The sequence below is a fragment of the Dietzia sp. DQ11-38-2 genome (assembly GCF_014145055.1).
GTDB lineage: Bacteria > Actinomycetota > Actinomycetes > Mycobacteriales > Mycobacteriaceae > Dietzia.
Window position 1 is genome coordinate 1 of sequence record NZ_JAALDW010000056.1, and the last position, 4267, is coordinate 4267.

3 protein-coding genes are annotated in these 4267 nt (G+C 71.3%); 1 reads left to right on the plus strand and 2 read right to left on the minus strand.

What is annotated here, in order from left to right:
* Positions 1-2367 (plus strand): WD40 repeat domain-containing protein (locus G6026_RS02435; RefSeq protein ID WP_182612162.1); only part of this gene is annotated, 2367 nt, incomplete at its 5' end.
* Between the two features lie 17 nt (positions 2368-2384).
* Here G6026_RS02435 and G6026_RS02440 read toward each other — a convergent pair.
* Together G6026_RS02440 and G6026_RS02445 are read right to left on the minus strand one after the other, a co-directional pair.
* Entirely contained in the window at positions 2385-2576 is a 192-nt protein-coding gene (locus tag G6026_RS02440) for a hypothetical protein (protein ID WP_017835239.1), read from the minus strand.
* On the minus strand, positions 2573-4168 hold the full coding sequence (locus G6026_RS02445) for a glycosyltransferase 87 family protein (RefSeq protein WP_309230324.1): 1596 nt from the start codon (positions 4166-4168) through the stop codon (positions 2573-2575). Before G6026_RS02445 ends, G6026_RS02440 begins: the two co-directional genes overlap by 4 nt.
* Positions 4169-4267 lie beyond the last annotated feature (99 nt).

The window sequence follows — 4267 nt, forward strand, 5'->3', positions numbered from 1 at the left end:
TCCGACTTCCAGGAGTGGCGGCAGAACAACGAGGAGACCGGGGTGCACCTCTCGCCCTCGGAACTCGACTTCCTGGACGCGTCCGCCGCCCACCACGAGGCCGTCGCACGGCGGGACCGTAGGCGGATCCGGACCCTCACCTCGCTCGCGGCATCCCTCGCGGCGGTCACCGTCCTGGCGCTGGCCGCCACCGGCTTCGCACTCCGCGCCACCGCGACCGCCCAGGACACCCGGGATTCCGCATTGTCCCGCTCCGGAGCGGTCTCGTCGGCGACCGCGTTCAATCGCGACCCCGCCCTCGGCCGGATGCTCGCGCTGGCCGCGTACCGGATCCACCCCACCACCGAGGCCCGGTCCGCTCTGCTCAACACCAGCAGGGCCGACGTGCCTCTCCGCTACGAGACCACCGCCGGAAGCGGGCGGGTGATCCCGCTGCCGGACACCGGAACCTTCACGGCGGTGGGGTCCGACGGCGTCCTCCGCATCTTCCGGGAGGACGGCGGAGCACCCCGGGCCACGCTCGGCCTGACCTCCGGTGACCGACACGAACTCCACGCCGCCGATCTCTCACCGGACGGCGCGGTCCTGGCCGTGGCCGGGCAGGGAGGGGTCTACCTGGTCGACGTCCGGGACACCTCGGCGCCTCGGGCGCTCTCCACGCTGGAACCGGCCGCCGCCCCGTTCCACTCCGTGGCGTTCTCACCCGACGGCCTGACGCTCGCCGCCGGCTCACACGACGGACGCGTCCTGCGCTGGCCGATCGCCGAGCGGGGCGGGATCCCCACGGTCACCGACCTTGGCGCCAGGGTGGCCACCCCCGACCCCGGCTCGGAGACGGTCAGGCCGGTGGAGTCCCTGGCATGGCTGTCCGACTCCTCCACCCTGCTCGCGACCAACCGCACGTTCGGCGTCAAGACCCTCCTCGACGCGGCGGCCGACGGAACCGGACGGCGCGGTCCGGACCTCGACACCGGACCGGTCGCCATCCCGCTCTCCCTCGCCGTCAGCCCGGACGGCACCCGGATCGCCGCGGGCACCACCGACCGCTCAGTCCAACGGTGGGCGATAGAGCGCGGCGACCTCTCCGGGGCCCGCCCCCTGTCCTCCCTCGACGGGTGGAACGCCTACGTCAACGACGTCTCCTACGACGACCAGGGGCGACTCGCGGCCGCGGGGTCCGACGACAGGATCCGCGTCTACGGGCCCACCGGCGCGATGCTCATCGAGCTCCCCGCCTCGCAGGTCGCCACCGGGGCACGGTTCATGGACGAGGACCACCTGCTCACCTACTCCGTCGACGGCCTCGTCAGGCTCTGGCCGCTCGACCGTCTGGGTGCGGCCTCCGAGTCCAACTCCATCTTCCAGACCGGCTCCTCCGCGGATCGGACGACCGGGGTGCTCGGCGTCACCGCCGCCGAACTCCACCACACCATCGTCGACACCACGGGTCCCGTACCGGTGGAGACCGGGCGGGTCGTCCCCGATCCCGAGACCAGGTTCAGCGGCTCCGTCGCCATGTCTCCGGACGGCCGGGTGGTCTACGCCGGACTCGCGGACGGCGGCATCCAGCTGTTCACCGCCCCCTTCGGCGCCGCGACGCGCTCGACCGCGAGCCTGCCCGTCGTCAACGGGGTCGTGGTGGCCACCCCTCTCAGCCCGGACGGTCGCACGCTGGCCGTGTGCAGCGACACCGACCGACAGCTCGGACTGGTCGACGTGAGTGACCCGACGCGACCGAGCCTGCGCGTGACCGTCCCGCTCCCCGACCCGTGCGTGGTGGCCGAGTTCTCCTCGGACTCCCGGCAGCTCGTCGTGCCCACGCTCGGACCGGAGACGGTGATCATCGACACCACCGACCCCGACAGGCCCTCGTTCGCGCACCGGCTCACCACCGGGATCGGCGGCTCGCCGGCGGCGGGATACGCGCACGACTCGCCACTCATGGTCACCTCGGGGGGCGACAAGACCATACGACTGTGGGATGCGAGCGACGCCACAGCCCCTCGCGAACTGTCCTCCTTCATCGCGCCGCCCGGTGAGATCTACTGGGCCGCGTTCTCGGCGGACGACTCGCGACTCGTGCTCACCTCGAGTACCGGACAGGTCACCGTCGTCGACATCACCGACCCCGACTTCCCGCAGCCGTGGGCCGTCCTCGGCGGCACCACCGACGCCCTCCTCTACCAGGCGCGGGCAGCATCTCCCGAGGGGGATGTGCTCGCCGTCGGCGCGGAAGGCGCCATCTGGACGTGGCGGCTCGACGTGGGCCGCGTGATCGATGAGGCGTGCGCGGGCGGGGTGCAGCTCACCGATGAGGAATGGGCCCGTCACTTCCCGGACACCGAGCCGTTCGACCTGTGCGACTGACCACCGATCCGGTCGCCTCAGCCGTGTCGCAGTCCGATCGTCAACGCCAGGGCCACGGGTATGACCGTGAGAAAGAGGAATGCCGCCACGGTCCAGGAGATCCACACGGGTTGGCGCCAGCCCGCACGATGCCCGCCGGCGGCGGTGACCATGCAGACGAATCCGATGAGGATGCACAGGAACATCCAGATCATCGCGGTGGTGCTCATCCGGTGGTGTCCTCCTTCTGACGGACCCGGCGGGACTCGTCATCGTCGTCGTCACGGTCCTCGCCCCTGTCGTCGGCACCGGCCGGTGGCCCCACCAACGGTTCCCCGGGGTCCGCGAGCACCCCGGCCAGTGGGTCCGGGCCCTCGGGTGTCCCCTGGTGCGCCAGCCGGACCAGGTCCAGGTGCGGCCGGTAGATCTCGCGGATCACCACCACGCAGATGGCCACCACCAACAGGTCTCGCATCAGAACGAGCGGGTGGAACGTCTCCGCCCCGATCCCCTTCTCGGCGACCCCGTGGAAATACGACATGTGGGCCACCCACAGCAGGGCGTCGAAGGCCATCCACGGCACCAGCAGTCTGGCCCGCGGCACCGCGAGCACCGCGAGCGGGACCAGCCACAGCGAGTACTGCGGGCTCCACACCTTGTTGGTGAGCAGGAAGACCGCCACGATGAGGAACGCCAACTGGGCGATCCGCGGGGTGGTGCGCGCGGTGAGGCCGATCACCAGAACGGCCACGCAGCCCAGGGCGAACAGGGCCAGGGACACCGCGTTGAGGGTGGCGGGCGCCTCGCCGGCGGCGCGTCCGGCATCGAACCCCTCCCAGCCCGTCAGGGTCTGCATGACGGCGTAGATGCTCTCGGGGTTGGCGGGCCGGTCCGAGTTGAGCCGGAAGAACTCCCTCCACCCCTCCGGGAACGGGATCATGATGGGCAGGTTCACCGCCAGCCAGGCCGCGATCGCCGCCGCGACCGCCTTGCCCAACTCCACGAGACGCCGACGCCGGAGCGCCACCACCAGTAGCGCCCCGAACAGGAACAACGGATAGAGTTTGGCCGCCACGCCGAGACCCAGGACGACGCCCGCCCACACCGGTCTGCTGCGCGCCCACAGCAGCAACGCCACGGACGCGAACGCGACCGCCATGAGGTCGTAGTTGGTGAAGGCCTGGAAGATGATCAGCGGGCTGGCCGCCATGAGCAGCGTGTCCCACGGTCTGCGCCCGGCCGACAGGTAGGTCGCCCACACGGCGACCATCCACAGGAACGCCAGGATCACGCACCCGAGCACGAAGTACTTGACCACCTCGATGGGGCCGCCGGGGGCGAGGGCGTGCCAGGCCTGCGCCGCCTGGGCGGTGACGTACTGGAACATCCCGGACAACACCGGGTACTCCATGTAGCGGACGCCGCCGTCGTCACCCACCCACATGTACCGGTAGGGCAGCTCGCCCGCGGCCAGGCCCTGCACCGCGTAGAGCGGGAGCGGATCGGCGTAGCAGGCCTTGTAGTACTGCTGACCGGTCCAGTTGAGTCCCGGCTCGGACCCGTCGGTGGGGCTGGTGGTGACCAGGCACGCGGCCTTGGAGAAGAACCCGAGGGACAGGAACAGCACCGCGAACAGCATGATCACGCGCAGTGGGGTCCAGAAGCTCTGCCGTCCCACGACCGCGTGCCTCCCGACCGGGCCACCCCACGCGTCCATCACCGTCCTGCCGGCCCCGTCACCAGGCCGTACCCGGTCCCGCGGGCTCAGCGAGCGGGGGTCCTCGTCCAGCGGCAGCGGGGAGTGGTGGCCGTTGCTCTGCACGACCACACCCTAGTGCACGGTGTCCGGGCCGGACCCCGGCCGGTCAGAGCCCGCCAGGTCAGGCCCCACCGTCGCCCGCGTCGCCGCCTCCACCGCCCG

What these genes read in the sequence shown, in the direction of transcription:
- G6026_RS02440 (WP_017835239.1), bottom strand. Translation starts at nt 2,576, where the DNA reads ATGAGCACCACCGCGATGATCTGGATGTTCCTGTGCATCCTCATCGGA.